Origin of the sequence: Arthrobacter sp. Hiyo1, assembly GCF_001263615.2 — a bacterium.
In the GTDB taxonomy this organism is placed as follows: domain Bacteria; phylum Actinomycetota; class Actinomycetes; order Actinomycetales; family Micrococcaceae; genus Arthrobacter.
The window spans coordinates 800,275-803,727 of the sequence record NZ_DF952469.1 but is presented as its reverse complement, the minus strand read 5'-3'; the positions used below and the strand labels follow the sequence as shown (position 1 = coordinate 803,727).

Annotated in this window: 4 protein-coding genes and 1 pseudogene; 2 read left to right on the top strand and 3 right to left on the bottom strand. The window is 64.4% G+C overall.

All coding sequences use genetic code 11. From position 1 onward, the window contains the following. On the bottom strand, positions 1–193 hold a 193-nt coding region (locus AHiyo1_RS08000; protein WP_172465525.1), incomplete at its 3' end, for a LysE family transporter. A gap of 69 nt (positions 194–262) precedes the next feature. On the opposite strand from AHiyo1_RS08000, the gene AHiyo1_RS07995 reads away from it, so the two are divergent. Further along, positions 263–1,171: a LysR family transcriptional regulator ArgP gene (locus AHiyo1_RS07995; protein WP_059388203.1), complete on the top strand. Its 909-nt coding sequence runs from the start codon at positions 263–265 to the stop codon at positions 1,169–1,171. A 92-nt stretch (positions 1,172–1,263) separates the two neighbouring features. Further along, complete coding sequence (locus tag AHiyo1_RS07990) at positions 1,264–1,491, top strand: hypothetical protein (RefSeq protein WP_059388202.1); 228 nt, start codon at positions 1,264–1,266, stop codon at positions 1,489–1,491. 19 nt (positions 1,492–1,510) lie between these two features. On the opposite strand, the gene AHiyo1_RS07985 is transcribed toward AHiyo1_RS07990, so the two are convergent. Next, positions 1,511–3,154 (bottom strand): DNA repair helicase XPB, encoded by a 1,644-nt coding sequence (locus tag AHiyo1_RS07985; RefSeq protein ID WP_059388201.1) that lies wholly within the window; start codon positions 3,152–3,154, stop codon positions 1,511–1,513. A gap of 10 nt (positions 3,155–3,164) precedes the next feature. After that, positions 3,165–3,453: pseudogene (locus AHiyo1_RS07980) on the bottom strand (helicase-associated domain-containing protein); the annotation flags it as partial.

Sequence of the window (3,453 nt, the reverse complement as noted above, 5' to 3'; positions counted from 1 at the left end):
CGCCTGTGCCGAGTACCCCGGCCGCGATGAGCACGGCGTCCGAGATGGCGCACACGGCAACGACCGCACCGATATGCTCGCCGCGGATGCCCTGCCGGAGGACGAAGGCATTTTGGGCGCCAATCGCGACAATGAGGGCCAGGCCTGTGCCGAGGCCCAAACCGGCGGCGTGGAAGACGTCGGGGGAGTTCATTCTTCGAGGCTAAGTTCCACCTTCGTCATTAGTCCAGCTAATTATTCTTAAGCATCGTAAGATTGTCTTATGGCCAGATTCTCCTCCGAACAGTTGCACACCTTCGCCGCCGTGCTCACGGAAGGCACGCTCGACGCCGCCGCCCGGTCACTGAACATCACGCCGTCGGCGGTCTCCCAGCGTCTCAAGGCGCTTGAACAAGCGTCCGGAAGGGTATTGCTGCAGCGCAGCAATCCGGTCCAGGCCACGGAGTCGGGACATGTGGTGCTCAGATTGGCGCGGCAGCTCGCCCAGTTGGAGGCCGACGCCGAACTTGAACTGGGCCTGCCCGGCGAATCCCCGATGGTCTCGGTTCCGATCGTGGTCAACGCGGATTCCTTGTCCGTCTGGTTCCTCAAGGCCCTGACAAGGGTTCCCGCGGAGCTGAACGCTGTCTTCGATCTTCACCGCGACGACGAGCAGTATTCCACGTCCATGCTGCGCGCCGGAACTGTCATGGCCGCAGTGACCGCGACTCCTGAGCCGGTGCAGGGATGCCGGGTGGAGCCGCTCGGGAGCATGCGATACCGTGCCGTCACCACTCCGGGCTTCAGGGCACGGTGGCTTCCCGACGGCGTCGATGTCGCCTCGCTCTGCGCTGCTCCCGCCGTCGACTTCGACCGCAAGGACGAGTACCAGCACCGCTTCCTGGAACTCCTGGGCGGTGCGGCTCGTGGGATGGAGCCTGCAGGCCCGCGCCACTTTGTTCCGTCCAGCCAGGAGTTTGCCGAGGCCATTCGTTTGGGGCTCGGGTGGGGATTGCTGCCTGAACCGCAATGCGGCCGGGACATAGCCGATGGATCCCTGGTGGAACTCGCGCCTGAGCGGCCATTGGACGTGCCTCTGTACTGGCAAAGGTGGCGGACACCGTCGCGCATATTGGACGCTGTGACCGAGGCGGTCCGGAGCACCGCCGCGGAAGTGCTGCGCAGGGCCTGAATGGTGCTGCGCAGGCCTCGGCAATCCGGCCAAAAGCCAACACGCCGCGGGCACAGTCCTAAATTGTCGGACCCCGGATTCACACTTGAGCCATGGAAAACAAACAAGAATCACGCGTTGAAATTCAAGACGTCGAATTCCATGTCAGCTACCTGGACACGCTCTCCGGACGCATCGAGCACGAGGACTTCAGCGACCGCCGCGCCGCCGAACGCTTCGCGGATGCGCAGCTCAAGGACGAGGAGTCCTGGGCTGTGGTCGACGTCGTCGTGCGGCAAGGAGCGCAGCCCCAGGAACACGCACAACAGCTGGTTGCCTAGCCAGAAAAAATGACGCGCCTTACCCGGCGGGTACGTCCTTGGCGTCCATGATCCGGTAGGCGTAGCCCTGTTCGGCGAGGAAGCGCTGCCGTTTGGCCGCAAAATCCTGGTCGAGGGTGTCCCGGGCCACCAAGGAGTAGAAGCGTGCCGCGCGGCCGTCCTGCTTGGGCCGAAGCAGGCGCCCCAAGCGTTGAGCTTCCTCCTGGCGGGAACCGAAAGACCCCGACACTTGGATCGCCACGGATGCCTCGGGTAGGTCGATCGAGAAGTTGGCCACCTTGGATACCACGAGGGTCTTGATGTCACCGGCCCGGAAGGCGTCGAAGAGCTTCTGCCGCACCTTGACTGTCGTATCGCCCTTGATCACGGGAGCGTCCAGGCGCTCGCCGATCTCATCCAACTGGTCGATGTACTGGCCGATCACCAGCAGCGGCTCGCCTTGGTGCAGGGCAACGAGCTGCTCCACCAAGTGGGTCTTGGTCTCGGACGTCGCGCAGAGCCGGTACTTGTCCGCATCCTCAGCCATCGCGTAGGCCACGCGCTCGTCCCTAGGCAGGTCTACCCGGACCTCCACGCAGTCCGCCGGCGCAATGTAGCCCTGGGCTTCGATGTCCTTCCACGGTGCGTCGTAGCGTTTGGGACCGATCAAGCTGAAGACCTCGCCCTCGCGGCCATCCTCACGCACAAGCGTCGCCGTGAGTCCCAGGCGCCGCCGGGCCTGCAGGTCCGCGGTCATCCGGAAGATCGGAGCCGGGAGGAGATGGACCTCGTCGTAGATGATGAGTCCCCAATCGTGCCCGTCCACGAGTTCCAGGTGCGGGTAAAGGCCTCCGCGCTTGGTGGTCAGGACCTGGTAGGTCGCGATCGTGACGGGCCGGACTTCCTTGACCGCGCCCGAATACTCGCCGATCTCCTCCTCCGTCAGCGACGTCCGCTTGAGGAGTTCGTCCTTCCATTGCCGGGCCGCGACCGTGTTGGTCACCAGGATCAGCGTGGTGGTGGAGCTCGTAGCCATGGCTGCGGCCCCCACCAAGGTCTTGCCCGCGCCACAGGGCAGCACGACGACGCCGCTGCCGCCCGCCCAGAAGTTCTCCGTGGCAAGCTTCTGGTACGGCCGCAGGTGCCAACCGTCCTCGTTCAAGGCGATCAGGTGCGGCGTGCCGTCCACGTAGCCGGCGAGGTCCTCGGCCGGCCATCCGAGCTTGAGCAGCAATTGCTTGAGCTGTCCCCGCTGGGAGGAATGCACCACGACGGTTTCGCCGTCGATCCTGGGCCCCAGCAACGGCGCGATTTTCTTGGCCCGGCTGACTTCCTCGAGTACGGGGTAGTCGGTGGTCCGCATGACCAATCCGTGTTGCGGGTCCTTTTCCAGGCGCAAGCGGCCGTAGCGGGACATGGTCTCTTCGATGTCGATCAGCAAAGAGTGCGGCACCGGGAAACGGGAATAGCGCAGGAGAGTGTCGAGGACTTTTTCGGCGTCCAGTCCCGCCGCGCGCGCATTCCACAGGCCCAAAGGGGTGAGCCGGTAGCTGTGGACGTGTTCGGGGGCGCGCTCAAGCTCGGCGAACGCCGCGATCGCATGCCGTGCCTCGGTGGCGAGCTCGTGGTCGACTTCCAGCAGGATGGTTTTGTCGCTCTGTACGATCAGCGGACCGTCGCTCACTATTGCTTCCTCACTTGTGCGGCTCGCCCGCAGGTTCCACATCGATGATGCGATGGATGGACAAGACTCTTTCGGTGTCCCTGGCGGCGTCGAACACCCGGACGCGCCCTCCGGACACCGATACCGGAACAACGGTTTCGGTGTTGGAATTCCCCAAGCCGTCAACCACGTTCATGGTGACCGCTTGCTTCAGCCGGATGGCCCTCTGCAGGGTTTCGAGGCCCAGTTGCGTTGCCGCCTCGCCGGTCACCTCGCCGTGGACCGCCCGATGGTGCCTCAACACCGCGAGCTGGGCGTCG

What these genes read in the sequence shown, in the direction of transcription:
- AHiyo1_RS07990 (WP_059388202.1), top strand. Translation starts at nt 1,264, where the DNA reads ATGGAAAACAAACAAGAATCACGCGTTGAAATTCAAGACGTCGAATTC.
- AHiyo1_RS07995 (WP_059388203.1), top strand. Translation starts at nt 263, where the DNA reads ATGGCCAGATTCTCCTCCGAACAGTTGCACACCTTCGCCGCCGTGCTC.